The organism is Pseudomonas sp. MOIL14HWK12:I2 (assembly GCF_000510745.1).
Taxonomy (GTDB): domain Bacteria; phylum Pseudomonadota; class Gammaproteobacteria; order Pseudomonadales; family Pseudomonadaceae; genus Chryseomonas; species Chryseomonas oryzihabitans.
The window spans coordinates 356,852-381,268 of sequence record NZ_AZOA01000008.1 but is presented as its reverse complement, the minus strand read 5'-3'; the positions used below and the strand labels follow the sequence as shown (position 1 = coordinate 381,268).

Genomic DNA, 24,417 nt, shown 5'->3' with positions numbered 1-24,417 from the left:
GGACTGCCGTGGAGGCAACTCGCAAGCTGAAGGCCGTCCCTACAAGAACACGCGGCAACGACCGCCCCTGATGGATTCGGCCCATGATCAGCATCGAACGCCTGGACACCTGCCTCGTCGACCTGCCCACCATCCGCCCGCACAAGCTGGCCATGCATACCCTGCAGCGGCAGACCCTGGTGCTGTTGCGCCTGACCTGCAGCGACGGCAGCCAGGGCCTCGGCGAAGCCACCACCATCGGCGGCCTGGCCTACGCCGGGGAGAGCCCGGAAAGCATCAAGACCAACCTCGACACCTATCTGGCGCCCCTGGTGATCGGTCAGGACGCCGACAACCTCAATGCAGTGATGCAGCGCGTGGAGCGCAGCGTGCGCGCCAATACCTTCGCCAAGTCGGCCCTGGAGACCGCCCTGCTCGACGCCCAGGGCCAGCGTCGCGGCCTGGGCCTCGCCGAACTGCTCGGCGGCCGGGTACAACAGGGACTGGAGGTGGCCTGGACCCTGGCCAGCGGCGATACCGCCAAGGACGTCGCCGAAGCCGAACGCATGCTCGACCTGCGCCGCCATCGCCATTTCAAACTCAAGATCGGCGCGGCCGAACCGGCCCGGGACATCGCCCACGTGGCAGCCATCAAGCGCGCCCTGGGCGATCGCGCCAGCGTGCGGGTCGACGTCAACCAGGCCTGGAGCGAAGGCGTGGCCTTGCGCGCCTGCCAGGCCCTGGCCGACGCCGGGGTGGAGTTGATCGAACAGCCGGTGCCGCGCCATGACGTCCAGGCCCTGGCGCGGGTCAGCGCCCGCAGTCCGGCGCCGGTGATGGCCGACGAAGCCATCGAGAGCCTCCCCGACGCCTTCGCCCTGGCCCGTGCCGGTGCCGCCCCGGTATTCGCGCTCAAGATCGCCAAGACCGGCGGTCCGCGGGCGGTGCTCAAGGTCGCCCACCTGGCGCAGGCGGCCGGCATCGGCCTCTATGGCGGCACCATGCTCGAAGGCAGCATCGGCACCCTGGCCTCGGCCCATGCCTTCGCCACCCTGGAGCGGCTGGACTGGCACAGCGAGTTGTTCGGTCCACTGCTGCTCACCGAGGACATCCTCGTCGAGCCGCCGACCTATCGCGACTTCCAGCTGCTGCTACCCCAGGGTCCCGGCCTCGGCGTCAGCCTCGACGAAGACCGCCTCGCCCATTTCCGTCGCGATCGCAGCAACCTCGCCGTCGCCACCGCCTGATCACGCCCCGTGGAGGATTCACCATGCTGTTCATGGTCCGCATGACCGTCAAACTGCCCCACGATCTGCCCGCCGCCGACGCCACGCGACTCAAGCAGGCGGAAAAGGAACTGGCCCAGGAGCTGCAGCGCCAGGGCACCTGGCGCCACCTCTGGCGGATCGCCGGGCTCTACGCCAACGTCAGCATCTTCGACGTGGCCGATACCCAGGCGCTGCACGATACCCTGCTGCAACTGCCGCTCTACCCCTATATGGAGATCGAGGTCACCGCCCTGTGCCGGCACCCCTCCTCCATCCACACCGACGACCGTTGATTGGCCGCCCATAACAACAACACCGAGGATCGCTCCATGACCCTAGCCCTTTCCCAGACCGCCGATGTGCAGAAGTTCTTTGAAGTCGCCAGCGGCTTCGAGCAGGACGCCGGCAATCCGCGCCTCAAGACCATCGTGCACCGTATCCTCACCGACAGCATCCGCATGATCGAGGACCTGGAGGTGACGCCCGAGGAATTCTGGCAGGCGGTGAGCTACTTCAACGACCTGGGCGCGCGCCAGGAAGCCGGACTGCTGGTCGCCGGCCTCGGCCTGGAGCACTATCTGGATCTGCTGCTGGATGCCCAGGACGAACAGGCCGGCCGCACCGGTGGCACCCCGCGCACCATCGAAGGCCCGCTCTATGTGGCCGGTGCCCCTCTGTGCGAAGGCGAAGCCCGGCTCGATGATGGCCAGGACGCCGGCGTGCCGCTGTTCATGACCGGCCAGGTGCGCGACACCGAGGGTCGCCCGCTGGCCGGCGCCCTGGTGGACGTCTGGCACGCCAACACCGGCGGCACCTATTCCTACTTCGATCCGGCGCAGTCCGAATTCAACCTGCGCCGACGCATCCGCACCGACGCCGAGGGCCGCTACGCCTTCCGCAGCATCGTGCCCTCCGGCTACGGTTGCCCGCCGGACGGCCCCACCCAGCGCCTGCTCGACGGCCTCGGCCGCCATGGCCAGCGCCCGGCGCACATCCACTTTTTCATCTCCGCTCCCGGCCATCGCCACCTGACCACCCAGATCAACCTGGCCGGCGACAAGTACCTGCACGATGACTTCGCCTACGCCACCCGCGACGAACTCATCGCCGACATCCACTTCCACGACGACGCCAACGCCGCCCGCGCCCGTGGCCTCGACGGCAGCCAGTTCGCCGAAATCGACTTCGACTTCGAATTGCAGCCCGCCGAAGAACCCACCGCCGAGCAGCGCAGTGCCCGCCCGCGCGCCCTCGAAGAAGCCTGAAGGCACCCTGTCCTCATCGGTCCGCCGGTGAGGACAGGTCCATCGATTGCCCCACCTGTCCTGCTTGGGCATAGTGAACCGGCCTGCCAGACGCCGGAGTCACCCACCATGCCCGTCCTGTCGCCCCTCGTCCGCCCCGCTGCCTGCCGGGGTAGCCCATGACCCAGCGCACCATGCTGCTCACCGGCGCCAGTCGCGGAATCGGTCACGCCACGGTCAAGCTGTTCCGCAGCCTGGGCTGGCGTCTGCTCACCGTCTCCCGCCACCCGTTCTCCGAAGAATGCGCCTGGCCGGAAGCCCGCGACGCGCACATCCAGGCCGATCTCGCCGACCTCACCCAGATCGATCGCCTGGTCGCCACCGTCCGCGAGCGCCTGCCCAGCGGCAAGCTGGATGCCCTGGTCAACAATGCCGGCATCTCGCCCAAGGGGCCGGATGGCGGTCGCCTCGGGGTAGCCGCGTCGGATGCCGAGACCTGGACCCACGTCCTCAACGTCAATCTGGTTTCCACCGCCCTGCTGGCCCGCGCCCTGCTGCCGGAGCTTGAAGCCGCTCGAGGCAGCATCGTCAACGTCACCTCCATCGCCGGTTCGCGAGTGCATCCCTTCGCCGGAGTGGCTTATGCCGCCTCCAAGGCAGGCCTGGCCGCGCTGACCCGGGAACTGGCCCATGAATTCGGTCCCCGTGGCATCCGCGCCAACGCCATAGCACCGGGCGAGATCGCCACTTCCATCCTCTCGCCCGGTACCGATGGCCTGGTGGAAGCCGAGGTCCCGCTCAAGCGCCTGGGTACCCCCGACGAAGTGGCCGAGACCATCTACTTCCTCTGCAGCGAACGCTCCTGCTACATCAACGGTGCCGAGATCCATATCAACGGCGGTCAGCACGTCTAGTTGGCGCCTGTGACCGAGGGCAGTCCGCCTGGATCAATGGCGGGCGGCTCGAGTCACCCACCCGGTTAGCTGAAGAAGACGCCGTGCAGGGAACAGGTCCGTCCTTAACCTGCACTAAATGTTATGTTATAACGTGTTATAAAGTTCTGGAGCATCCCCTACAGGGACGCGCCCGCCCTACGACCTACCCTAGCCGTGATGACCATGACGACCCTAGCCAGCCTCCCCAGCCAGAAACTCCCTGTCACCTTGCTCTCCGGCTTTCTCGGCGCCGGCAAGACCACCCTGCTCAACCATATTCTCAACAACCGCGAAGGCCGGCGGGTGGCGGTCATCGTCAACGACATGTCCGAGGTCAACATCGACGCCGCCCTGGTCCGCGACGGCGGCGCCGAGTTGTCGCGCACCGAGGAAAAGCTGGTGGAGATGAGCAACGGCTGCATCTGCTGCACCCTGCGCGAAGACCTGCTACTGGAAGTCGAACGCCTCGCCCGCGAGGGCCGCTTCGATCAGCTGGTCATCGAATCCACCGGGATCTCCGAGCCCCTGCCCGTGGCCGAAACCTTCACCTTCGCCGGCGAAGACGGGCGCTGCCTGGGCGACGTCGCCCAGCTCGACACCCTGGTCACCGTCGTGGATGCCTTCAACTTCCTGCGCGACTACGCCTCCACCGATCTGCTGGAATCCCGCGGCGAATCCCTGGGCGAGGAAGACGAACGCACCGTGGTCGACCTGCTGATCGAGCAGGTCGAATTCTGTGACGTCCTGGTGGTGAACAAGCTGGACCTCATCGAACCGGCGGAACGCGATCGGCTGCTGGCCATCCTGCGCAGCCTCAATCCCCGCGCACGACTGGAACTGGCCAGCTTTGGCGCCGTACCGCTGGAGCGGGTGCTGCAGACGGGACTCTTCGACTTCGACAAAGCCGCCCAGGCGCCGGGCTGGCTGCAGGAGCTGCGCGGCGAACATACCCCCGAGACCGAGGAATACGGCATCTCGAGTTTTGTCTATCAGGCCCGCCGCCCCTTCCATCCCGAGCGCTTCTTCGCCCTGGTCGAGGGGGAATGGCCTGGCGTGATCCGCTCCAAGGGCTACTTCTGGCTGGCTAGCCATCCCGCCCATGCCGGCACCTGGTCCCAGGCCGGCGCCGTGGCCCGCCATGGCGTGGCCGGGCGCTGGTGGGCCGCGGTACCGCCCGAGCAGTGGCCGGAGGATGAAGAAACCGTCGCCCTCATCAAGGAAAAATGGCACGAGGGCGTCGGCGATGCTCGCCAGGAACTGGTACTCATCGGCATGGACATGGACGAAGCCGCCCTGCGCGCCCGCCTGGATGCCTGCCTGCTGACCGACAGCGAACTCGCCGCCGGCCCCGCGGCCTGGATGCGCCTGCACAACCCCTTCAGCGACTGGCCCCAGGCCACCGATCCGCACTGAAGCGAGCCCTGCCCATGAACGCCATCCTCCCCGATGTCTCCCTCAGCGAGACCGCCACCCTGCCCGCCGCCCTCGACTGGGTCGGCATGCAGGGTATCGACCTGCCGATCCGCCTCGGCCACGCCGATCTCGGCGGCCTGTTGCCCGCCAGGGCCGACGTCCAGGTCGACCTGCCCGCGGCCACCGCCAAGGGCATCCATATGTCCCGCCTCTATCAACTGCTGGATCGCCTGGGCGGCGAAGCTCTCCTGACGCCAGAGCGTCTGCGTCTGCTGCTGAGCGACATGGTCGCCAGCCACCGCAGCTGCGATTCCCGCGCCGCCCGCCTGCGGCTGGACTTCGCCCTGCTGATCCGCCGCCCCGCCCTGGTGACCGCCGAGCTAAGTGGCTGGAAACGCTATCCCGTACGCCTGGAAGCCAGCTGGGTAGCCGGCGCTTTCAAGCTCAGCGCGCGCGTCGAGATCCTTTACGCCTCCACCTGTCCCTGCTCCGCCGCCCTGTCCCGGCAACTGATCGAACGGGCCTTTCTGGCCGAACACGGGACCACCACGCAGCTCGATCCCGCCACCGTCGCCCACTGGCTGAGCCGTCACGCCTCCCTGGCCACCCCGCACAGCCAGCGCAGCCTGGCCCGGGTACGGATCAGCCTGCCGGCCGGGGCAGTCGACTTCGGCTTGCTGCCCCTGATCGACCAGTGCGAACAGGCCCTGGGCACGCCGGTGCAGACCGCCGTCAAGCGCGCCGACGAACAGGCCTTCGCCGCGCTAAATGGCAGCAACCTGATGTTCGTCGAGGACGCCGCCCGCCGCCTGCTGGTCGCCCTGCGTGACAACTACCGGGACGTGAGCCTCCAGGTGCGCCATTTGGAGAGTCTGCATCCGCACGATGCGTCCGCCTGGGCCTCCAGCTCGCCCGCTTGAACAGGGCGTCTCTGCAGCTTTCCTTTCAAAACGGCCGCTTTACCGCTTTACTGCAAACGAAGCGGTCGCTCTGGACGGCCACTCCCTCTCTCTCGATTCAGGAGCGCTTCTCGATGAAATCCCGCCTTACCGCAGCAGCCATGACCGTTTTGCTGAGTGTCCTCGCCACAGGTGTCGCGCTGGCCGAAAGCCCGGTGGAAAAGAGCATCCGCCAGGACGGCCGGGATGTGAGCAAGGACGCCCGCCACGACCGCAAGGAAGTCGACAAGGGTGCGGCCCATGCCGCCGACGAAGCCAACCGCACCGATACCCACCTGGACAAGGAACGCCACCACGAAGACAAGAAGGTGGACAAGGAATACAAGAAGACGCTGTAGCCCGCCCGGGTCGGGGCAGAATCTGGGGACTGTCTTATCATTGAGCGCTGTGCCTTGCCTTGAGGCTGCGTGAGTCCCCGCCACTGAAAGGCAGGTAATCCCCTGGCCTGCCTACCCCACTGATAAGCGTGCCAGGCGCATCCACCCGGCTGCGGAGCCCGGCAATCGACTCGTGGCCATCCAGATATTTAGTGACCTGCATCACATTATTTTGGCATGACGGAGCTGATGGCTTAGACTGCGCGCCTCTCGAAAAAGGAGTTTCGCATGAAGCCGTCCCATCTCTTGTTCATCACCTTCGCTGCGCTGCAACTGGCCGGTTGCGCCATCGGCCAGAAGATCGACTACCGCCAGACCGCCCCGCAACTCACCGTCAAGGCCGACAAGCCGGTCGCCGTCGCGGTACTCGATGAGCGCCCCTATGTGGTCGCCCAGAACAAGGACGCCACCTACGTCGGCAACATCCGCGGTCTCTACTACAACCCCTGGAGCGTCCGCACCTACAGCGGTAGCCCCCTCTCCGCCGACCTGCAGGACGCCGTGAAAAAGGCCCTGGCCCGCGCCGCCATCACCGCCATGCCCAGCCAGGCCAGCGACCGCGCGCCCCAGGGCCAGAAGCTGCTGGTGCTGAAACTGCGGGAGTGGAAATCCGACGCCTACATGCGCGTCCGCTTCGACTATGACGTCATCACCCAGGTCCTCGACGACCAGGGCAAGCTGCTCGCCAGCGACGAGATCAAAGGCAGCGGCCCGACCAACAATGTCATCCTTTCGGGCACCCAGGTCCTGACCAACGCCATCGACGCACCGGCCATCGCTGCCGCCCTGGCCAAGGGCAACACGCCCTGACTGGGACGCTGCTCCTCGGTCTGGAAAAAGCCCGCTTCGCGCGGGCTTTTTCATGTCCAGATACTGGAACTGGATCCGCAGCGGAGCATATCGCACCGCCATCGATACGAACGCCGGGGCGCACGAGGGGTTTCAGCCGAGTTGCAGTCATCGGCGGCGGTGGCATGTGGGAGCAGGAAGACCGGAGTACAAAGTCGTCAGACAGGATAGCGGGCGAAACCGGTATTCAACTGAGCTGAGCGCAACGCTCAGCTGTGGATCGCGGTATCGCGCTGAATAGCGACGCCTTACCGCGGTGACGGGGGCCTGGGTTGATCGCGAAAACCTAATGCCTCCGCACTTCTGCCGCCTGCGGTTGTCAGACCACCTCATTCGACGTGGACCCGGGCTAGGCAAGCAACATGAATGCGCCTGTGAAAGAACAGAAGGTAATCAATGCGATTGCCATAGGAACCTGCGTAGCAGCAATGGTCTTGCTGTTGAGCTTCGCTGAAGCCACAATCGCGGCCAATAGCTGGGTGCCGCAGCCCAGTACCGAAACTGAAAAGGATATTTCAGTTGCGCTATCAATTGACAAGGACAGTGACGCTCTTCGAGTCGAGGCCCCACGGCCGGCTAAATAGCGTCCCGCTCAAATCTGCACTCATTCGTCCACGATCGCTGGCCAGCGATCAGGGCCTACTGGCGCTCACCCTGGGTGCCATGTGTATCGGGTTGGCAACTATCTTCGTGGTGGCCATGGTGGCCTGCTGACGATGGCGCGTGACCAGGGTCGTCAGCTTCAGCGGATGACCGATAGTTTGACGATGCTTGGCACGTCCTGACTCAAGCCGTTCTGCCTGCTCATCTCAAAAGGCAGTTCCCCACGATCGCACTCAGCTCAGCCCTGGCTCTCGTTCGGGGGCCAGGGTTGCCGCGATGCTCACCCTCATCAAGTCGAGGGCTATAGAAGGTCAGGCATCGGCGCCGTTCCGAAAGAACTTCGGAACAGCTCTTTTTTCTCGCCCGAGCGCTCTTGAAATTCGACCCTGCAGACAGCAAAAAGCCCCGTAAGAACGGGGCTTCGCAGATGGCGGAAGCGCAGAGATTCGAACTCTGGGACCCTTGCGAGTCGGCGGTTTTCAAGACCGCTGCCTTAAACCACTCGGCCACACTTCCGTAAGAGGGGCGCATAGTACCTGATGGCAACACACTGTCAAACAGTCGCAAGCGATCCTTAAGCAACATTTGCTATCTTCGGGGTCGTACGGTACATCACACCGTTAATTTAGCTTTGGAGTACACCATGAACGAGCGTCAATACGCCTACAACCCTGCTATCGCGCAACCGCGGGACGTCAGCCGTGTATTGCGCAACACCTATGCCCTGCTGGCCATGACTCTGGCGTTCAGCGGCCTGGTCGCCTTCGTCTCGCAGCAGATGCGGCTGCCCTACCCCAACATCTTCGTGGTCCTGATCGGCTTCTATGGCCTGTTCTTCCTGACCGTGAAGACCCGCGACAGCGGCTGGGGTCTGGTCAGTACCTTCGCCCTCACCGGCTTCATGGGCTACACCCTGGGCCCGATCCTGAACATGTACCTGGGCCTGCCCAACGGTGGCAGCGTGATCGCCTCCGCTGCCGGCATGACCGCCCTGGCCTTCTTCGGCCTGTCGGCCTACGCCTTGATCAGCCGCAAGGACATGAGCTTCCTCAGTGGCTTTCTGATGGCGGGCTTCTGGATCCTGCTGGGCGCCGTGGTGCTGTCCTTCTTCGTCCAGATCAGCGGCCTGCAACTGGCCATCAGCGCGGGCTTCGTGCTGTTCGCCGCCGCGGCCATCCTGTTCCAGACCAGCGCCATCGTGCACGGTGGTGAAGACAACTACATCATGGCTACCATCACCCTATACGTCTCGATCTACAATATGTTCATCAGCTTGCTGCAGATCTTCGGATTCGCCAGCAACAACGATTGATCACCAGCGGTAGCCCAAGAGGCCCGCTTCGGCGGGCCTTTTTACATCCATGAAATTTGCCATCGTTGTCCTTTCTCCACCCCAGGCGCCTTCGGCGCGTCGGGCCCTGCGCTTCTGCGAGGCGCTGCTGGCCGGGGGTCACGAGCTGTCGCGCCTCTTTCTTTACCGCGACGGCGTCCATAACGCCTCTCACGCCCTCGTGAGTGGCCAGGACGAATCCGATCTGCCCGTCCGTTGGCGCGAGCTGATCGAACGCCACCAGATCGACGCCGTGGTGTGCATCGCCGCCGCCCTCAAGCGCGGGCTGCTGGACGAGAACGAAGCGCGGCGCTACGAACGTGAGGGCGCGGTGAACGTGCGGGCGCCCTGGCAGCTGTCCGGCCTGGGCCAGTTGCACGAGGCGGTGCAGGACGCCGATCGCCTGCTCTGCTTTGGAGGCGACTAGCATGGCCAGGAGTACTCTCGTCATCTCCCGCCAACCGGCCCTGAGCGGCCCCGGTCCGCGCGAGGCGCTGGATATCGTACTGGCCGGTGGTGCCTTCGAATTGCCCCTGGCGCTGCTGTTCGCGGGTCCTGGCGTAACCCAGCTGCTGGCGGCCGACAGTGCAGCCATTGAGCAGAAGGACCTGAGCGCCAACCTCTCTGCGCTGCCGCTGTTCGGTGTCGAGGCCATCTACGCTGAAGCCGCCGCCCTACACCGCCTGGGCATCACGCCGGAGCAGTTGCCCGCCTGGGTGACTCCGCTGGAGCCCGAGGGGCTGATGGCGCTGATCCACGACCATGACCAGGTGATTTCCATTTGACTACCCTGCACCTGTTTTCCCGCTCGCCGCTGCTGGACGCCGGCGCCCTGGACGGCCTGAGCTGGGTCCGCGGCGAAGACGCCGTTCTGCTCACCGGCGCTGCCGTCGAGGCCCTGCGCCCTGGCAGCGCGGCGGCGGAGTTGTTGACGCAACTCCCGGCCGAGGCGGCCCTCTATGCCCTGGCGGAAGACGTCCAGGCGCGTCGCCTACAACCCGAGCGGGCCGTGACCCTGATCGACTACCCCACCTTCGTCGACCTGAGCGTGAGCTGCGCCAAGGTCATCAGCTGGACCTAGCCATGCCTCTCGACCTCGACCCCGAAGGCTATCTGCGCGACCTCTCCCAGTGGAGTCCCGAAGTAGCCCAGCAACTGGCACTCAAGGAAGGCATCGAGCTGACCGAGCGCCACTGGCAGGTGCTGCAGGCGCTGCGTGACTTCTACGCGCAATTCCAGCTTTCACCAGCCAACCGGCCGCTGATCAAGTACATTGCCCAGGCGCTGGGCCCGGAATTGGGCACCAGTCTGCAGCTCAATCTGCTGTTCAAGGGCGCGCCGGCCAAGCTCGGCGCCAAACTGGCCGGCCTGCCGAAACCGGATAATTGCCTATGACCCTCACCACGCCCGAAGAACATCCCTTCGCCGTCTATGTCCGGGCCCTGGGCAAGGGCAAGCGCGGCGCCCGCAGTCTGACCGAGGCCGAGGCGGAGATGGCCATGGGCCTGATCCTCGACGGCCAGGTGACCGAAGCCCAGCTCGGCGCCTTTCTCATGCTGCTCAGACACAAGGAAGAGAGCGCCGAGGAACTGGCCGGCTTTACCCGCGCCGTTCGGGCGCGGCTGCAGCCGCCAGGTTTCGCCGTCGATCTCGACTGGCCGTCCTACGCGGGCAAGAAGCGTCACCTGCCCTGGTACCTGCTGGCGGTGAAATGCCTGGCCGGCAGTGGCGTGCGGGTGGTCGTGCATGGCGGTGGTACCCACACCGCGGGCCGACTCTATACCGAACAGTGCCTGGCCGACCTGGGGATGCCGACCGCCACTGACTGGCAGGACGTCGGCGCCCTGCTCGATCGCGGTCAGCCGGCCTTTCTGCCGCTGGCCGCCTGGATGCCGGCCCTGCAGCGGATGATCGATCTCAAGGCCGAGCTCGGCCTGCGCTCGCCGATCCACTCCCTGGTCCGGCTGCTCAACCCCAGCCAGGCGCGCTGCATCCTGCAGAGCATCTTCCATCCGGGTTACCAAGAGGTGCACCGCGAGGCCAGTCGTCTGCTGGGTGATGACAGCATCGTCATCAAGGGCGAAGGCGGTGAAGTCGAGCGCAATCCCGATGTCATCGCCCACCTCTACGGCACCCGTGGTGGCAAAGCCTGGGACGAAAGCTGGCCGGCGCTGACGGAGCGTCGCCAGGTCAAGCCGGAGCGCCTCGATCCGGTCCTGCTCGCCGCCACCTGGCGGGGGGAAGCGGAAGACCCCTATGGGCGCCTGGCGGTCATCGCCACCCTGGCCGTGGCCCTGCGCGCCCTGGGCCAGGACCAGGCCAGCGCCCAGCGCGAAGCCGAGCGACGCTGGGAAGCGCGCGACCGGACGCTCTGACGTCGCCTCAGGAACCCGGAGCGGCTCCCCGGGTTCCTAACCGCAACGCAGCGGAGGATGACGATATGGGCTTGTTGGTCGATGGGCAGTGGCAGGACCGCTGGTACGACAATGGCAAGGATGGCCATTTCAAACGGGAAGAGGCCCAGCGTCGGGACTGGATCGCCCGCCCCGAGCAAGCCATTCCGCAAGGCGCCTCGCGCTATGCCCCGGAAGCCGGGCGCTACCACCTCTATGTGTCCCTGGCCTGTCCCTGGGCCCACCGCACCCTGATCTATCGCCAGCTCAAGGGCCTCAGGGACCTGATCGGCGTCTCGGTGGTCAGCTGGCTGATGCGCGAGGAAGGCTGGACCTTCGACCTGGCCAAGGGCTCCAGTGGTGACGACCTCTATCACCTTGAGCGTCTCTACCAGCTCTATCAGCGCGACCAGGCCGACTACACCGGCCGAGTTACCGTGCCGGCGCTCTGGGATCGCCAGGAGGAGCGCATCGTCAGCAACGAATCCGCCGAGATCATCCGCATGTTCAACGGCGCCTTCGACGAGCTGACCGGCAATCGCCTGGACCTCTACCCGGAGGCCCTGCGCGGGCGCATCGACGCCCTCAACGAGCGCATCTATCCGACGGTCAACAACGGCGTCTACCGGGCTGGCTTCGCTACCACCCAGGAGGCCTACGAAGAGGCCTTCGACGAGGTCTTCGCCACCCTCGACAACCTGGAAAAGCTGCTGCAGACCCAGCGCTATCTCACCGGCGAATGGCTGACGGAAGCCGATTGGCGCCTGTTCACCACCCTGATTCGCTTCGACGCCGTTTACCACGGCCACTTCAAATGCAACCTGCGGCGCATCCGGGACTATCCGGCGCTACAGGGCTGGCTGAGGGAGCTGTATCAGTGGCCGGGGATCGCCGAGACCGTGGACTTCGAGCACATCAAGCACCACTACTACGGCAGCCATGCGCAGATCAATCCGACCGGTATCGTGCCCAAGGGGCCGGCCCTGGAGCTGGATCTGCCCCATGGCCGCGAGGCCCTGAGCAGTGCCGGCATCCAGGGCGCGGTCTAGGTGTCAGACCGTCGTCTGGGCGCCTTCGAACCAGGCCAGCTTCTCGCGTAGTGCCACCACTTCGCCGACGATCACCAGCGTCGGCGCGTGGACCTCATGCTCGGCAACCAGCTGCGGCAGATCCTGCAGGGTACCGGTGAATACCCGCTGATTGAGCGTGGTGCCCTGTTGCACCAACGCCGCCGGCGTTGCCGGATCCTTGCCATGGGCGATGAGTTGCTCGCAGATGGTGGGCAGTCCCACCAGGCCCATGTAGAACACCAGGGTCTGCCCCGGCGCCACGAGATCGGTCCAGGGCAGATCGGCCGAGCCGTCCTTGAGATGGCCGGTGACGAAGCGCACCGACTGGGCATGGTCCCTGTGGGTCAGGGGAATGCCGGCATAGGCCGCACAGCCACTGGCCGCGGTGATGCCCGGCACCACCTGGAAGGGAATGCCTTCGGCCGCCAGCTCCTCGATTTCCTCGCCCCCGCGACCGAAGATGAAGGGATCGCCTCCCTTCAATCGCAGGACCCGCTTGCCCTCCCGGGCCAGCTTGACCAGCAGGCGATTGAGATCATCCTGCGGCACCGCATGCTCGGCGCGACGCTTGCCGACATAGATGCGATCGGCATCGCGCCGGCACATGTCGAGGATGGTTGGGGCCACCAGGCGGTCGTAGAGCACTACGTCGGCCTGCTGCATCAGCCGCAGGGCGCGGAAGGTCAGCAGATCCGGATCGCCGGGACCGGCGCCGACCAGATAGACCTCGCCGCGAAAGGTGGCGGTCTCGCTGGTCAGCTTGGCTTCCAGCAATTGCTCGGCCGCCTGGGGCTGGCCGGAAAAGACCTTTTCCGCGACCTCGCCCTGGAACACCTCTTCCCAGAAGATCCGCCGCGCCTGCAGATCGGCGAAGCGCGTCTTCACCCGGGCGCGAAAGCGCTGGGCCAGTTGCGCCAGCTGCCCGTAGGTCGCCGGGATCCAGCTCTCCAGCTTGGCCCGCACCAGGCGCGCCAGCACCGGGGCGTCACCGCCGCTGGAAATGGCGATCACCAGGGGCGAACGATCGACGATGGCCGGGAAGATCACGGTGCACAGCTTCGGCGCATCCACCGCGTTGACTGGCAGGCCCAGGGCCTGGGCATCGTGGGACACCCTCTCGTTGACCTCGTCATCGTCGGTGGCCGCGATCACCAGGCAATGTCCGGCGAGATGGTCCGCCGCATAGCGCTCGACCCGGCAACTGCCGCCCCGCGCCTCGACGAAGGCGCGCACCTCAGGCTCGATCTCCGGCGCCACCAGGGTGATGAGCGCGCCGGCTTCGGCCAGCAGCACGCTCTTGCGCAGGGCGATATCGCCCCCGCCGATCACCAGTACCGGACGGCCGTCGAGCTTGTGGAAGAGCGGCAGGTAGTCCATCAGCCGATGACCTCGAGGCCACCCATGTAGGGCTTGAGGACGTCGGGAACGCGGATGCTGCCATCGGCCTGCTGATAGTTCTCCAGCACGGCGACCAGGGTACGACCCACGGCCAGGCCGGAGCCGTTGAGGGTATGCACCAGCTCGGGCTTGCCCTCGGCGTTGCGATAGCGGGCCTGCATGCGGCGCGCCTGGAAATCACCGCAATTGGAGCAGGACGAGATCTCGCGATACTTGCCCTGGCTCGGCACCCAGACTTCCAGGTCGTAGGTCTTGGTGGCACCGAAGCCCATGTCGCCGGTGCACAGCGACAGCACCCGGTAGGGCAGTTCCAGGCGCTGCAGTACGGTCTCGGCGTGGCCGGTCAGCTCTTCCAGGGCCTGGAAGGAGGTGCTCGGCTCGACGATATGGACCATCTCCACCTTGTCGAACTGGTGCTGACGGATCATGCCGCGGGTGTCGCGCCCCGAGGCCCCGGCTTCGCTGCGGAAGCAGGGGGTATGGGCGGTGAACTTGAGCGGCAGACGCTTGGCGTCGAGGATCTGGCCGGCGACCAGGTTGGTCAGGGTGACCTCGGCGGTGGGGATCAGGTAGAGATCGCTCTCGCCTTCGCGGCCGATCTTGAACAGGTCTTCCTCGAACTTGGGCAGCTGACCGGTGCCCTGCAGGGTTTCGGCCTGCACCAGGTAGGGCGTGTAGGTCTCTTCGTAGCCGTGCTCGCCGGTGTGCAGGTTGAGCATGAACTGCGCCAGCGCACGATGCAGGCGGGCGATGGGGCCACGCATCACGGCGAAGCGGGCGCCCGAGAAACGTGCGGCGGTCTCGAAGTCCAGCCAGCCGTGGGTCTCGCCCAGGGCGACGTGATCCTTGATCTCGAAGTCGAACTCACGCGGCGTGCCCCAGCGACGGACTTCGACGTTGTCGTCTTCGTCCTTGCCGACCGGCACCGAGGCGTCGGGCAGGTTGGGCAGGCCCAGCAGCAGGGCATCCAGCTCGCCCTGGACCAGATCCAGCTCGCGCTTCGCTTCTTCCAGTTCGCTGCCCATGCGATCGACCTCGGCCAGCAACGGCGCGATGTCTTCACCGCGCGCCTTGGCCTGGCCGATCCCCTTGGAGCGGGCATTGCGCTCGGCCTGCAGGGTCTCGGTGCGGGTCTGCACGGCCTTGCGACGAGCTTCCAGCGACTCCACCAGGCTGACGTCCAGGACGTAGCCACGGGTCGCCAGACGTGCGGCCACCTCCTCGGTTTGGGTGCGAACCAGTTTCGAATCAAGCATGTCCGTTTCTCTTGCTTAGGAATGGGGGCAACGGCGCGGGCGGGGGGGTCAGGAACGCCGCCGGCGCTGGCGCGGGCTGGACCGGTCGAGGTCCGCCAGGTGCTGCAGTTTATCGCGGATCTTCAGCTCCAGCCCACGGGGAACCGGCTCATAGTAGCGGCGCGGCTCGAGCTCTTCGGGAAAGTAGTCCTCGCCCGCGGCATAGGCCTCAGGCTCATCGTGGGCATAGCGGTATTCGTCGCCGTAGCCGAGATTCTTCATCAGCTTGGTCGGTGCGTTGCGCAGGTGCAGCGGCACCTCGCGCGAGCCGTTCTGGCGCACATCGGCCAGGGCGGCCTTGTAACCCAGGTAGACGGCATTGCTCTTGGGCGCGCAGGCCAGATAGACGATCGCCTGGGCGATGGCCAGCTCGCCTTCCGGACTGCCCAGGCGCTCCTGTACATCCCACGCGTCCAGGCACAGGCTCAGGGCGCGCGGATCGGCGTTGCCGATGTCTTCGCTCGCCATGCGCACCACCCGCCGGGCGATGTACAGTGCATCGCAGCCACCGTCGATCATCCGCGCGAACCAGTAGAGCGCGCCATCGGGATTCGAGCCCCGCACCGATTTGTGCAGCGCCGAGATCTGGTCGTAGAAGGCCTCGCCGCCCTTGTCGAAGCGCCTGCGCTGATCGCCCAGCAGACTCTGGAACAGCTCGGCGTCCAGGACGCCGCCATCCTCGGCCAGGTCCGCGGCGTTTTCCAGCAGGTTGAGCAGTCGGCGGCCATCGCCGTCGGCGGCGGCCAGCAGCAGCGCCAGGGCGTCGTCGGGCAGACTCAGCTGGCGCTCGCCCAGGCCCTTGGCGCTGGTCAGGGCGCGGCGTGCCAGGCCGGCGAGGGCCTCGTCGTCCAGGCTCTTGAGCACATAGACCCGCGCTCGCGAGAGCAACGCGTTGTTGAGCTCGAAGGAGGGATTCTCGGTGGTCGCCCCGATGAAGATCAGGGTGCCATCCTCGACATAGGGCAGAAAGGCATCCTGCTGCGATTTGTTGAAGCGGTGCACCTCGTCGACGAAGAGGATGGTGCGGCGACGATACTGGGCAGCCTGCTGCTTGGCCACCTCCACCGCGTGGCGGATCTCCTTGACCCCGGAGAGCACCGCCGACAGCGTTTCGAAATGGGCATCGGAGACCTGCGCCAGCAGCCGCGCCAGGGTGGTCTTGCCCACCCCTGGCGGCCCCCAGAAGATCATCGAATGCAGCGCACCCTGCTCCAGCGCCTCGCGCAGGGGCTTGCCCCGTGCCAGCAGGTGCTGCTGACCCGCGTATTCATCGAGGGTCTCGGGACGCATGCGGGCAGCCAAGGGCTGCCCGACGGGTGCGGTGCTGAAGAGATCCATGGGGTGCGATCACTCCTGGATGACGTCGGCTCCCTTGGGCACCTGGAAGGTGAACTGGGACGCGGCCACCGGCTCGTTGAGCTTGACGTTGAAGAAGAGGATGTTGGTTCGCTGACCGGCACCGTCGATCAACTGCATGTCGTTGATCACGCCGTTGCGGAAGGACAGCCGCAGGCTGTCGAACAGGGTGTCCTTGGTCTTGGGCTTGAGCACGAAGTCGACGACGTTGCCGGCGTCCTTGCTGGTGACGTCGAAGCTGCTTTCGATCTTGGAGATGTCGCCCGACAGGAGCAGCGCCGGCGTCTGGGTCAGGCGCAGGTCCAGCTTGCGGATGGTGACCTGCTCCAGGTCCGGGTCGTACAGCCAGACCTGCTTGCCATCGGACACCAGCAGTTGCTCCTGGGGGGCATCGGAATGCCAGCGGAACAGCCCGGGACGCTTGAGGCTCATGTTGCCGGCGGTTTCCTGCAGGCGGGTACCCGAGCCATCCAGGGTCAGTTGGGAGAAGCGCGCGGTCAGGGTCTGGGCCTTGTCCAGCAATTGCGACAGGCGACCCACCGACGCCTGGTCGGCATGGGCGGAAAAGCTTACGGCGGCCAGGGCGGCCAGGGCGAAGCAACGCAGCTTGTGCATCGAGGTCCTCATGGATGTCAGTCTCTCACCGGAGCAGGCGCTGTGACCTCACGCGAGCCGTTGGTGTTCATGGGCGATACGACACCGGCCATTTCCATGGTTTCGATCATGCGTGCCGCCCGGTTGTAACCGATCTTGAGCTTGCGTTGGACCGCGGAGATGGAAGCCCGACGACTCTCGGTGACGAAGCGCACCGCTTCGTCGTAGAGCGGATCGTCCTCGTCGCTCTCGCCGCCTTCGCCACCACCCCCCTCGAAGCCTGCCCCGCCGCCCTCGTCCGGGCCGCTGAGGATGTCTTCGATGTAGTCGGGGGCGCCGCGCTCCTTCCAGGCCTCGACCACGCGATGGACCTCGTCGTCGGACACGAAGGCGCCGTGGACACGAATTGGCAGGCCGGTACCCGGCGGCAGATAGAGCATGTCACCGTGACCGAGCAGCTGTTCGGCGCCGCCCTGGTCGAGAATGGTCCGGGAGTCGATCTTGCTCGACACCTGGAAGGCCATCCGCGTCGGGATGTTGGCCTTGATCAGACCGGTGATGACGTCCACCGAGGGACGCTGGGTGGCCAGGATCAGGTGGATGCCGGCCGCTCGCGCCTTCTGCGCGATCCGCGCGATCAGTTCTTCGACCTTCTTGCCGACGATCATCATCATGTCGGCGAATTCGTCCACCACCACCACGATGGTCGGCAGGGTCTTCAGCAGCGGCGCCTCGTCGTCCATGCTCTCGCGACGATAGAGTGGATCGGTCAGCGGCGTGCCCGCTTCCTCGGCGTCCTTCACCTTGCGGTTGAAGCCAGCCAGGTTACGCACGCCCATGGCCGCCATCAGCTTGTAGCGCCGCTCCATCTCCGCCACGCTCCAGCGCAGGGCGTTGGCGGCTTCCTTCATATCGGTGACCACCGGACAGAGCAGGTGCGGAATGCCCTCGTAGATCGAGAGTTCCAGCATCTTGGGATCGATCATGATCAGCCGCGCGTCTTCCGGGCTGGACTTGAACAGGATCGACAGCAGCATGGCGTTCACGCCCACCGACTTACCGGAGCCGGTGGTACCGGCGACCAGCAGGTGCGGCATCTTGGCCAGGTCGGTGATCACCGGCTTGCCGCCGATGTCGTGACCCAGGGCCAGGGTGACGGGCGACTTGGCCGCGGCATACTCGGGCGATTCGAGCACCTCGGAGAAGCGCACCATCTGGCGATCCTCGTTGGGAATCTCGATACCCACGGTGGTCTTGCCGGGAATGACTTCCACCACCCGGACGCTGAACACGGCGAGGGAGCGCGCCAGGTCCTTGGCCAGGTTGGAGATGCGACTGACCTTGACCCCGGCCGCCGGCTGAATCTCGAAGCGGGTGATCACCGGGCCGGGATGGACGCTCTCCACCAGCACCTCGACGCCGAACTCCTTGAGCTTGACCTCCAGCAGGCGCGACATGTTTTCGAGGAATTCCGGCGAGTAGCTCTGCTGTTTCTTTTCGGCGCGATCCAGGATCGATAGCGGCGGCAGGGTGCCCTCCAGGTCCGCATCGACACGGGTGACGGCGGCTGCCGGCGCATAAGGCGCAGGGGCTGGCGCCGGCGCAGCCTTGCGCGGCGGCGGGCTGGGCATGGCCACGCTGGCAGCCGCCGCGACGGGTGCGGCTGCAACTGGTGCGGACTCCGCCGGCTCGGCGACGAAGCGACTGGGCGCCGGCATCTCGATGCGCGGCGCGGCGCGCTCGACCCGTGGCGGGGGCGCGATGTCGAGCAGGTCGTCGAGGTCTTCGTCGGCGACCGGAACCGGCACGTCACGCGCCTTGCTCTTGCGGGCGACCGGCGGTGACACCGGCTCGTCGAAGACGTCCAGCTCCGGAGCCTGACGGCGACCGCCGGCCAGGCGGCTGAAGCCACCCTGCACCAGATCCAGCAGATCGAGCACGACCTTGCCGGTGAAATCCATCACCTTGAACCAGGACAGGTCGGTGAAGACGGTGAGCCCCAGCAGGAACAGCGCGAGGAACAGCAGCGTGCTGCCCTGGACATTGAGGGCGGCGACCGACAGCTGCCCGAGGCTCTCGCCCAGCGCGCCGCCGGCGGACGCCGGCAGTGCCGAAGCCGCATGGAAATGGATATAGGCCAGTACCGAACCCGAGATCACCAGCAGCACCAGGCCGGTCAGCCGCCAGGAAAACAGCCAGCCGCTCCATTCCCAGGGCAGATGCCGCTTGCGGAAGATCTGCCAGGTCTTGACGGCGAGCAGTACGGGAAACACAAAGGCGAAATAGCCGAGGGCCATGAACAGCACGTCGGCCAGCCAGGCGCCGGCGCGGCCCGCGGTGTTATGGACCTGATCGATGCGACTGGTGTGGGTCCAGCCCGGATCTGAGGGGTCGTAGCTCAGCAGAGCCATGAGCAGATACAGGCACAAGGCGGCCAGTGCGATGAGCACCACCTCCTTGAGACGATAATGCAGATGCTCACGCCATTGGTTGACGTGGCTGACAGAACTGGATTGCTTCAAGCGCGCTTTTCCCGCACACGGAACGTGTGACCGTGAATCAAAAACAGTGCGCCATTCTAGATCGCCCGGGCCCTGCTTCTACAGTCCCACGGCGAAACATGGCACGATAGCGGCCGGCCGTACCGGAACCGCCTTCAGGCACAACATTGGAGCATTCTTTCGTTGTCCTGACAAAGAGTTATGACGATTTCTTGAGCTTGTTACGCACAAGCGGCACAGCTTCGGCTCCACCCATCAGAAGGCGCCCTCCCCTACCATGGTGAAATGGCTGACCCGCGAAAGCCCTGACTTTCCGCCGCTGCAGCAGGCGCTACGCGAACCCAACGGCCTGCTGGCCATCGGCGGCGACCTGAGTGCGGCGCGCCTGATCAGCGCCTATCGACATGGCTGCTTTCCCTGGTACCAGGCCGGCCAGCCCCTGCTCTGGTGGTCGCCGGATCCGCGGACGGTGCTTTTTCCGCCGGATCTGCACGTCTCTCGCAGCCTGGCCAAGACTCTGCGCAAGACGCCGCTGCGGGTCACCTATGACCAGGCGTTCGAGCGGGTGATCCTGGCCTGCGCCGGTCCGCGCCGCGATGCGGACGGCACCTGGATCACCGCGGAGATGCGTCAGGCGTACCAGCAGTTGCACACCCAGGGCTGGGCCCACTCCGTGGAGGTCTGGGACGGCGACCAGCTCGTCGGCGGGCTCTATGGCATCGCCATGGGCAAGCTGTTCTTCGGCGAATCCATGTTCAGCCACGTCGACAACGCCTCCAAGATCGGCTTCGTGACCCTGGTCCGGGACCTGGCGGCCTGGGGCTTCGTGATGATCGACTGCCAGATGCAAACCGCACATCTGCAGAGTCTCGGCGCGAGCTGTCTCTCTCGGGAACGCTTTGCCGAATACCTGGCCAAATACCTGGATCAGGCCAGCATGGCCGCCTGGCCTACCTCCTGCGGGTGACTTACACTCAGGCTAGGCTTATGTAGAGGTTCGACATGACCGAGCTGGCGAGACTCAAGTTCTACGCAACCCAGCCTCACGCTTGCAGTTACCTGCCCAACGAGCAGGCGACCACGCTGTTTCTCGACCCCTCGCAGCCCATGAACGGCCAGATCTACGCGGAGTTGTCCGAACTGGGCTTCCGCCGCAGTGGCGACCACCTCTATCGCCCCCACTGCCAGCTCTGCAAGGCCTGTGTCCCCGCCCGCATTCCCGTCGCCCGCTTTCGCCCCAGCCGCAAGCAGAATCGCGTCCTCAAGCGCAACCTCGACATCAAGGTCAGCCGCTGTGACCCGGGCTTCACCGAAGAACGCTATCAGCTGTACGCCCGCTACATCAGCGAGCGGCACGCCGACGGCGACATGTTCCCGCCGAGTCGCGGCCAGTTCTCCACCTTCCTGGTCAGCAACCTGCCCTACGCCTTCTTCTATGAAATGCGGGTGGAAGATCGTCTGATCGGGATCGCCGTTACCGATGTCCTGCCCAACGGCATGTCGGCCGTCTATACCTTCTACGATCCCAGCGAGGAGAAGCGCAGCCTCGGCGTCTTCGGCATCCTCTGGCAGATCGCGGAATCCCGGCGCCTCGGCCTGGATGCGGTTTATCTCGGTTACTGGATCAAAGGGTGTCGCAAGATGTCCTATAAGACCGAGTATCGCCCCATCGAGCTCTTCGTCAATCAGCGCTGGGTCGCCCTGGCCTGACGAAATAGCGCTTTTTCTGAATTTCTGTCAGAATATGGGCCTTTTTCGCCCGGACTGCTCTGGGCCTATCTTGTCACCGAGGGCTTTTCTATATATGTCGAAAGAAGACAGCTTCGAAATGGAAGGTACTGTCGTCGACACCCTGCCCAACACCATGTTTCGCGTGGAGTTGGAAAATGGGCACGTCGTCACCGCGCACATCTCCGGAAAGATGCGTAAGAACTACATCCGCATCCTCACGGGGGACAAGGTTCGCGTGGAGCTGACGCCTTACGATCTGAGCAAGGGCCGGATCACCTACCGCGCGCGTTAAGCGAATCCTTTCATGAAAAAGCCCGGCGATGCCGGGCTTTTTCATGAGCGATTGTAAACCGCGACCTGCCCTCAGGCAGGTTCGGCCGTGGTCTCGAACTCGAACTCCAGCTCGTCGTTCACCGCATCGATGTGCACGATACCGCCATGGTCGGCCAGATCACCGAACAGGATCTGCTCGGCCAGCGGCCGCTTGATCTTGTCCTGGATGAGGCGAGCCATGGGACGAGCACCCATCTGCACGTCATAGCCACGCTCTGCCAGCCAGCCACGGGCCGCATCGCTGACCTCGAGCTGCACTCGCTTGTCCTCGAGTTGCGCCTGGAGTTCGGTGAGGAACTTGTCGACGATGCTCTTGATGACTTCGGTACTCAGGCGGCCGAACTGGATGATGGTGTCCAGACGGTTGCGGAACTCCGGCGTGAAGCTCTTCTTGATGACTTCCATGGCATCCGTGGTGTGATCCTGCAGCGTGAAGCCGATGGAGGCACGGGATGCGGTTTCGGCACCGGCGTTGGTGGTCAGGATCAGGATCACGTTACGGAAGTCGGCCTTGCGACCGTTGTTGTCCGTCAGGGTGCCATGGTCCATGACCTGCAGGAGCAGGTTGAACACCTCGGGGTGGGCCTTCTCGATCTCGTCGAGCAGGAGCACGCAGTGCGGCGTCTTGGTGATGGCCTCGGTCAGCAGACCACCCTGGTCGAAACCGACATAGCCGGGAGGTGCACCGATCAGCCGGGACACTGTATGCCGCTCCATGTACTCGGACATGTCGAAGCGCACCAGCTCCACACCCATGGCCTTGGCCAGCTGCCGCGCCACCTCGGTCTTGCCCACGCCGGTGGGACCGGCGAAGAGGAAGGAACCGACCGGCTTGTCCGGCGACTTCAGACCGGCACGGGACAGCTTGATGGCGGTGGACAGGGATTCGATCGCCAGATCCTGACCGAACACGGTCAGCTTGAGGTCACGCTCCAGGTTGCGGAGCAGCTCCTTGTCGGAACTGTTGACGGTCTTGGGGGGAATCCGCGCGATCTTGGCGACGATGTCCTCGACCTGCTGCACGTCGATGCGCTCGGCGCGACGATCCTCGGGCTGCAGGCGCTGATAGGCGCCGGCTTCGTCGATGACGTCGATGGCCTTGTCAGGCATGTGGCGGTCGTTGATGTAGCGGGCGGCCAGCTCGGCTGCCGCACGCAGCGCCTCATCGGTGTACTCGATGTGGTGATGCTGCTCGAAGCGCCCCTTGAGGCCACGCAGGATGCCGTAGGTGTCGTCCACCGAGGGCTCGACCACGTCGACCTTCTGGAAGCGCCGAGCCAGTGCCCGGTCCTTTTCGAAGATACCGCGGAATTCCTGGAAGGTGGTGGAGCCGATGCAGCGGATCTCGCCGGAGGACAGCAGCGGCTTGAGGAGGTTGGAGGCATCCATCACCCCGCCCGAGGCCGCGCCGGCACCGATGATGGTGTGGATCTCGTCGATGAAGAGCACGGCATGGGGCCGTTTCTTCAGCTCGGCCAGCAGGGCTTTGAATCTCTTCTCGAAGTCACCACGGTACTTGGTGCCGGCCAGCAGGGCACCGAGGTCCAGGGAGTAGACCACGCTGTCCGCCAGCAGGTCGGGGACCTGACCGTCGACGATGCGCTTGGCCAGGCCTTCGGCGATGGCGGTCTTGCCGACCCCGGCCTCACCCACCAGCAGCGGATTGTTCTTGCGACGCCGGGCGAGGATCTGGGCAACGCGCTCGACTTCGTGCTCGCGGCCGACCAGCGGGTCGATGCGGCCCTGCCGCGCCTGCTCGTTGAGGTTGCTGGCGTAGGCTTCGAGCGGATTGTTGGAGGAACTGGGTTCGGCACCCTCCTCCTCGGCGGCGTCTTGATCCTGTTCGGCTTCGGGAGCGGCGCCGGGCACCTTGGAGATCCCGTGGGCGATGAAGTTGACCACGTCGATCCGCGCCACGCTCTGCTGCTTGAGCAGGAACACCGCCTGGCTTTCCTGTTCGCTGAAGATGGCGACCAGGACGTTGGCCCCGGTCACTTCGCGCTTGCCCGAGCTCTGCACGTGGAAGACCGCACGCTGCAGGACCCGCTGGAAGCCCAGCGTCGGCTGCGTTTCGCGCTCGTCATCCTGCTGTGGAATCAGGGGCGTGGTGGAATCTATGAATTCCAACAGATCGCGACGCAGGCGATCGATGTTGGCGCCGCAGGCTCTCAACACGGTGGCGGCCGCTTCGTTGTCCAGCAGCGCCAGCAGGAGGTGCTCAACGGTCATGAATTCATGACGCTTCGTCCTCGCCTCCTTGAAGGCGAGATTCAGGGTGACTTCGAGCTCACGATTCAACATAGCTTCACCTCATAGCCCAAGCAGCACAGTAGCCCAAGCAGCACAGATCTAACTTTCGATTTCGATTTCACACAGCAGCGGGTGGTTGCACTCCCTCGCATATTGATTGACTTGCATGGCCTTGGTTTCAGCGACATCGCGAGTAAATGTTCCGCAGACCGCCTTTCCCTGAGTATGCACAGTGAGCATCACCTGGGTAGCCGCTTCGCGGTTCATGCTGAAGTAGCGTTCCAGCACCTCGACGACGAACTCCATCGGGGTGTAGTCATCGTTATACATCAGAACGCGATATCTGGCTGGCCGTTTTAGTGCAGGTTTGGCTTCCTGCACCGCCAGGCCACCGTTGTCGCCGTCCTGATGTTCGTTGTCGTCCGCCGCCAGTCGGATGGGGTCGATTACACGCATTCTGATCGATTCCGAATTACGGGATGAATAGCAGGAAAAAAAGAGCTTGATCCACGTCTCAGCCGCCTAGTGCCTTGCCTTGA

25 protein-coding genes and 1 tRNA gene are annotated in these 24,417 nt (G+C 65.0%); 18 read left to right on the top strand and 8 right to left on the bottom strand.

Features of this window, described 5'->3' with window-relative positions; genetic code table 11:
• Positions 1-83 precede the first annotated feature (83 nt).
• The 8 genes from PSK12I2_RS0106935 to PSK12I2_RS0106900 all read left to right on the top strand — a co-directional run bounded on the left by PSK12I2_RS0106935 (position 84) and on the right by PSK12I2_RS0106900 (position 6,985).
• Positions 84-1,226 (top strand): muconate cycloisomerase family protein, encoded by a 1,143-nt coding sequence (locus PSK12I2_RS0106935; RefSeq protein WP_027597810.1) that lies wholly within the window; start codon positions 84-86, stop codon positions 1,224-1,226.
• 23 nt (positions 1,227-1,249) lie between these two features.
• Positions 1,250-1,540, top strand: coding sequence for a muconolactone Delta-isomerase (gene catC, locus PSK12I2_RS0106930; RefSeq protein ID WP_027597809.1), 291 nt, complete (start codon positions 1,250-1,252; stop codon positions 1,538-1,540).
• Positions 1,541-1,576: 36 nt separating this feature from the next.
• A complete protein-coding gene (gene catA / locus PSK12I2_RS0106925; RefSeq protein WP_027597808.1) occupies positions 1,577-2,512 on the top strand; it encodes a catechol 1,2-dioxygenase in 936 nt (311 codons plus the stop codon).
• Positions 2,513-2,670: 158 nt separating this feature from the next.
• On the top strand, positions 2,671-3,405 hold the full coding sequence (locus tag PSK12I2_RS0106920; RefSeq protein ID WP_027597807.1) for an SDR family NAD(P)-dependent oxidoreductase: 735 nt from the start codon (positions 2,671-2,673) through the stop codon (positions 3,403-3,405).
• A 198-nt stretch (positions 3,406-3,603) separates the two neighbouring features.
• Positions 3,604-4,839 carry a zinc metallochaperone GTPase ZigA gene (gene zigA, locus PSK12I2_RS0106915; protein WP_027597806.1) on the top strand — a complete coding sequence of 412 codons (1,236 nt, stop codon included), beginning with the start codon at positions 3,604-3,606 and terminating at the stop codon, positions 4,837-4,839.
• Between the two features lie 14 nt (positions 4,840-4,853).
• Entirely contained in the window at positions 4,854-5,759 is a 906-nt protein-coding gene (folE2, locus tag PSK12I2_RS0106910) for a GTP cyclohydrolase FolE2 (RefSeq protein WP_027597805.1), read from the top strand.
• Positions 5,760-5,872: 113 nt separating this feature from the next.
• A complete protein-coding gene (locus PSK12I2_RS0106905) occupies positions 5,873-6,136 on the top strand; it encodes a hypothetical protein (protein ID WP_027597804.1) in 264 nt (87 codons plus the stop codon).
• Between the two features lie 267 nt (positions 6,137-6,403).
• Positions 6,404-6,985 carry a hypothetical protein gene (locus tag PSK12I2_RS0106900; RefSeq protein WP_027597803.1) on the top strand — a complete coding sequence of 194 codons (582 nt, stop codon included), beginning with the start codon at positions 6,404-6,406 and terminating at the stop codon, positions 6,983-6,985.
• A 1,070-nt stretch (positions 6,986-8,055) separates the two neighbouring features.
• Here the strand turns inward: PSK12I2_RS0106900 and PSK12I2_RS0106895 are convergent.
• Positions 8,056-8,143 (bottom strand) — tRNA-Ser (locus PSK12I2_RS0106895).
• 127 nt (positions 8,144-8,270) lie between these two features.
• Between PSK12I2_RS0106895 and PSK12I2_RS0106890 the strand changes: the two genes are divergently transcribed.
• The 7 genes from PSK12I2_RS0106890 (at position 8,271) to PSK12I2_RS0106860 (ending at position 12,399) form a co-directional block, all read left to right on the top strand.
• Positions 8,271-8,939: a Bax inhibitor-1/YccA family protein gene (locus PSK12I2_RS0106890; RefSeq protein WP_007162313.1), complete on the top strand. Its 669-nt coding sequence runs from the start codon at positions 8,271-8,273 to the stop codon at positions 8,937-8,939.
• Between the two features lie 49 nt (positions 8,940-8,988).
• On the top strand, positions 8,989-9,384 hold the full coding sequence (tusD, locus tag PSK12I2_RS0106885) for a sulfurtransferase complex subunit TusD (RefSeq protein WP_027597802.1): 396 nt from the start codon (positions 8,989-8,991) through the stop codon (positions 9,382-9,384).
• 1 nt (position 9,385) lies between these two features.
• On the top strand, positions 9,386-9,742 hold the full coding sequence (gene tusC, locus PSK12I2_RS0106880; protein ID WP_007162311.1) for a sulfurtransferase complex subunit TusC: 357 nt from the start codon (positions 9,386-9,388) through the stop codon (positions 9,740-9,742).
• A complete protein-coding gene (gene tusB / locus PSK12I2_RS0106875) occupies positions 9,739-10,038 on the top strand; it encodes a sulfurtransferase complex subunit TusB (RefSeq protein ID WP_027597801.1) in 300 nt (99 codons plus the stop codon). Before tusC ends, tusB begins: the two co-directional genes overlap by 4 nt.
• A gap of 2 nt (positions 10,039-10,040) precedes the next feature.
• Complete coding sequence (locus PSK12I2_RS0106870) at positions 10,041-10,352, top strand: TusE/DsrC/DsvC family sulfur relay protein (protein WP_027597800.1); 312 nt, start codon at positions 10,041-10,043, stop codon at positions 10,350-10,352.
• Positions 10,349-11,332: a glycosyl transferase family protein gene (locus tag PSK12I2_RS0106865; protein WP_027597799.1), complete on the top strand. Its 984-nt coding sequence runs from the start codon at positions 10,349-10,351 to the stop codon at positions 11,330-11,332. The genes PSK12I2_RS0106870 and PSK12I2_RS0106865 overlap by 4 nt, the downstream gene beginning before the upstream one ends.
• Before the next feature lie 65 nt (positions 11,333-11,397).
• Positions 11,398-12,399, top strand: a complete 1,002-nt coding sequence (locus PSK12I2_RS0106860; RefSeq protein ID WP_027597798.1) for a glutathione S-transferase family protein — start codon at positions 11,398-11,400, stop codon at positions 12,397-12,399.
• Between the two features lie 3 nt (positions 12,400-12,402).
• Here PSK12I2_RS0106860 and cysG read toward each other — a convergent pair whose 3' ends face one another.
• Genes cysG through PSK12I2_RS0106835 form a run of 5 tightly spaced genes read right to left on the bottom strand, consistent with a single transcriptional unit; the run spans position 12,403 to position 19,585 of the window.
• Positions 12,403-13,797 carry a siroheme synthase CysG gene (cysG, locus tag PSK12I2_RS0106855; RefSeq protein ID WP_007162306.1) on the bottom strand — a complete coding sequence of 465 codons (1,395 nt, stop codon included), beginning with the start codon at positions 13,795-13,797 and terminating at the stop codon, positions 12,403-12,405.
• Positions 13,797-15,074 (bottom strand): serine--tRNA ligase, encoded by a 1,278-nt coding sequence (gene serS, locus PSK12I2_RS0106850; protein WP_027597797.1) that lies wholly within the window; start codon positions 15,072-15,074, stop codon positions 13,797-13,799. The genes cysG and serS overlap by 1 nt, the downstream gene beginning before the upstream one ends.
• Positions 15,075-15,122: 48 nt before the next feature.
• Positions 15,123-16,451 carry a replication-associated recombination protein A gene (locus PSK12I2_RS0106845; RefSeq protein WP_027597796.1) on the bottom strand — a complete coding sequence of 443 codons (1,329 nt, stop codon included), beginning with the start codon at positions 16,449-16,451 and terminating at the stop codon, positions 15,123-15,125.
• Between the two features lie 9 nt (positions 16,452-16,460).
• Positions 16,461-17,084 (bottom strand): outer membrane lipoprotein chaperone LolA, encoded by a 624-nt coding sequence (gene lolA, locus PSK12I2_RS0106840; protein WP_007162303.1) that lies wholly within the window; start codon positions 17,082-17,084, stop codon positions 16,461-16,463.
• Between the two features lie 17 nt (positions 17,085-17,101).
• Positions 17,102-19,585 (bottom strand): DNA translocase FtsK, encoded by a 2,484-nt coding sequence (locus tag PSK12I2_RS0106835; protein ID WP_027597795.1) that lies wholly within the window; start codon positions 19,583-19,585, stop codon positions 17,102-17,104.
• 256 nt (positions 19,586-19,841) lie between these two features.
• Between PSK12I2_RS0106835 and aat the strand changes: the two genes are divergently transcribed.
• From aat to infA, 3 genes are all read left to right on the top strand, one after another.
• A complete protein-coding gene (gene aat, locus PSK12I2_RS0106830) occupies positions 19,842-20,531 on the top strand; it encodes a leucyl/phenylalanyl-tRNA--protein transferase (protein ID WP_027597794.1) in 690 nt (229 codons plus the stop codon).
• Between the two features lie 35 nt (positions 20,532-20,566).
• Positions 20,567-21,274: an arginyltransferase gene (locus tag PSK12I2_RS0106825; protein ID WP_007162300.1), complete on the top strand. Its 708-nt coding sequence runs from the start codon at positions 20,567-20,569 to the stop codon at positions 21,272-21,274.
• 94 nt (positions 21,275-21,368) lie between these two features.
• Positions 21,369-21,587 carry a translation initiation factor IF-1 gene (gene infA / locus PSK12I2_RS0106820; protein ID WP_002553999.1) on the top strand — a complete coding sequence of 73 codons (219 nt, stop codon included), beginning with the start codon at positions 21,369-21,371 and terminating at the stop codon, positions 21,585-21,587.
• A 71-nt stretch (positions 21,588-21,658) separates the two neighbouring features.
• Here infA and clpA read toward each other — a convergent pair whose 3' ends face one another.
• On the bottom strand, positions 21,659-23,929 hold the full coding sequence (gene clpA / locus PSK12I2_RS0106815) for an ATP-dependent Clp protease ATP-binding subunit ClpA (RefSeq protein ID WP_007162299.1): 2,271 nt from the start codon (positions 23,927-23,929) through the stop codon (positions 21,659-21,661).
• 48 nt (positions 23,930-23,977) lie between these two features.
• Positions 23,978-24,334, bottom strand: a complete 357-nt coding sequence (clpS, locus tag PSK12I2_RS0106810) for an ATP-dependent Clp protease adapter ClpS (protein WP_007162298.1) — start codon at positions 24,332-24,334, stop codon at positions 23,978-23,980.
• Between the last annotated feature and the right edge of the window lie 83 nt (positions 24,335-24,417).

Bases quoted from the DNA above. Each gene is read 5' to 3' on its own strand.
- PSK12I2_RS0106935 (WP_027597810.1), top strand. From the start codon at position 84: ATGATCAGCATCGAACGCCTGGACACCTGCCTCGTCGACCTGCCCACC.
- catC (WP_027597809.1), top strand. From the start codon at position 1,250: ATGCTGTTCATGGTCCGCATGACCGTCAAACTGCCCCACGATCTGCCC.
- catA (WP_027597808.1), top strand. From the start codon at position 1,577: ATGACCCTAGCCCTTTCCCAGACCGCCGATGTGCAGAAGTTCTTTGAA.
- PSK12I2_RS0106920 (WP_027597807.1), top strand. From the start codon at position 2,671: ATGACCCAGCGCACCATGCTGCTCACCGGCGCCAGTCGCGGAATCGGT.
- zigA (WP_027597806.1), top strand. From the start codon at position 3,604: ATGACCATGACGACCCTAGCCAGCCTCCCCAGCCAGAAACTCCCTGTC.
- folE2 (WP_027597805.1), top strand. From the start codon at position 4,854: ATGAACGCCATCCTCCCCGATGTCTCCCTCAGCGAGACCGCCACCCTG.
- PSK12I2_RS0106905 (WP_027597804.1), top strand. From the start codon at position 5,873: ATGAAATCCCGCCTTACCGCAGCAGCCATGACCGTTTTGCTGAGTGTC.
- PSK12I2_RS0106900 (WP_027597803.1), top strand. From the start codon at position 6,404: ATGAAGCCGTCCCATCTCTTGTTCATCACCTTCGCTGCGCTGCAACTG.
- PSK12I2_RS0106890 (WP_007162313.1), top strand. From the start codon at position 8,271: ATGAACGAGCGTCAATACGCCTACAACCCTGCTATCGCGCAACCGCGG.
- tusD (WP_027597802.1), top strand. From the start codon at position 8,989: ATGAAATTTGCCATCGTTGTCCTTTCTCCACCCCAGGCGCCTTCGGCG.
- tusC (WP_007162311.1), top strand. From the start codon at position 9,386: ATGGCCAGGAGTACTCTCGTCATCTCCCGCCAACCGGCCCTGAGCGGC.
- PSK12I2_RS0106870 (WP_027597800.1), top strand. From the start codon at position 10,041: ATGCCTCTCGACCTCGACCCCGAAGGCTATCTGCGCGACCTCTCCCAG.
- PSK12I2_RS0106865 (WP_027597799.1), top strand. From the start codon at position 10,349: ATGACCCTCACCACGCCCGAAGAACATCCCTTCGCCGTCTATGTCCGG.
- PSK12I2_RS0106860 (WP_027597798.1), top strand. From the start codon at position 11,398: ATGGGCTTGTTGGTCGATGGGCAGTGGCAGGACCGCTGGTACGACAAT.
- cysG (WP_007162306.1), bottom strand. From the start codon at position 13,797: ATGGACTACCTGCCGCTCTTCCACAAGCTCGACGGCCGTCCGGTACTG.
- serS (WP_027597797.1), bottom strand. From the start codon at position 15,074: ATGCTTGATTCGAAACTGGTTCGCACCCAAACCGAGGAGGTGGCCGCA.
- PSK12I2_RS0106845 (WP_027597796.1), bottom strand. From the start codon at position 16,451: ATGGATCTCTTCAGCACCGCACCCGTCGGGCAGCCCTTGGCTGCCCGC.
- lolA (WP_007162303.1), bottom strand. From the start codon at position 17,084: ATGCACAAGCTGCGTTGCTTCGCCCTGGCCGCCCTGGCCGCCGTAAGC.
- aat (WP_027597794.1), top strand. From the start codon at position 19,842: ATGGTGAAATGGCTGACCCGCGAAAGCCCTGACTTTCCGCCGCTGCAG.
- PSK12I2_RS0106825 (WP_007162300.1), top strand. From the start codon at position 20,567: ATGACCGAGCTGGCGAGACTCAAGTTCTACGCAACCCAGCCTCACGCT.
- infA (WP_002553999.1), top strand. From the start codon at position 21,369: ATGTCGAAAGAAGACAGCTTCGAAATGGAAGGTACTGTCGTCGACACC.
- clpA (WP_007162299.1), bottom strand. From the start codon at position 23,929: ATGTTGAATCGTGAGCTCGAAGTCACCCTGAATCTCGCCTTCAAGGAG.
- clpS (WP_007162298.1), bottom strand. From the start codon at position 24,334: ATGCGTGTAATCGACCCCATCCGACTGGCGGCGGACGACAACGAACAT.